The 636-nt window shown below is 39.6% G+C and carries 1 protein-coding gene; it reads left to right on the top strand.

Annotated elements, in window-relative coordinates:
- Positions 1-308: 308 nt before the first annotated feature.
- Positions 309-636, top strand: a 328-nt coding sequence (locus C9J46_RS21420) for a DUF2931 family protein (protein ID WP_146144685.1), incomplete at its 3' end; no start/stop codon positions are given.

Raw genomic sequence — 636 nt, 5'->3', positions numbered from 1 at the left:
ACACCAAACACGGCTTCTGCCTAACGCATAATAAGCACGCCCATCTCGGCGTGCTTTTTTGTGGAGGTCATATCTTATAATCAGGCCAATTATTGCCCAGTCTATTTAGCGTGTATTCTCACTCAGGGAATCGTTAACGCCGAAGAAAGATAGAAAATAACCATGAAACATACCCCGTACAATTCTCAGCATATTCCGCCGCAAGCGCCAGCGAATCATAAAGGCTTTTGGTCTCAAATGGCCAGAAAAGGCCGACAGAGCAAAGATACAATGAGCGTCAAATATTCGAATGTAAACAAGGACAGTAAATGAAAAAGATCATATCAACAGGAGTATTCTGCCTATTACTGGCTGGTTGTAGCATGATAAATAGAGAACGCGTACCTGATGAAGTTCCTGATTGGACGGTTGGTTACGCTATGCCATCATTTTATCCAGTCAGAGTCACTAAAGCATATGGTATTAACACGCAAGAAAATTGGACCTCTATTTTACACACTCATAGTCAGTTTATGACGGTTAGTGATTTTAAGCGTATAAAAGGCTTTTTACCTAATTATGATGGTTATGGTATGCCATTAAGAAGTTATTCTACAATTGCTTACTATGAACAGATTATGAAAACCAATCATCTAC

It is taken from the genome of Photobacterium sp. GB-36 (assembly GCF_003026135.1).
Taxonomy (GTDB): Bacteria; Pseudomonadota; Gammaproteobacteria; order Enterobacterales; family Vibrionaceae; genus Photobacterium.
The sequence above is the reverse complement of the archived record's forward strand: the minus strand, read 5'-3'. Positions and strand labels throughout refer to the sequence as shown.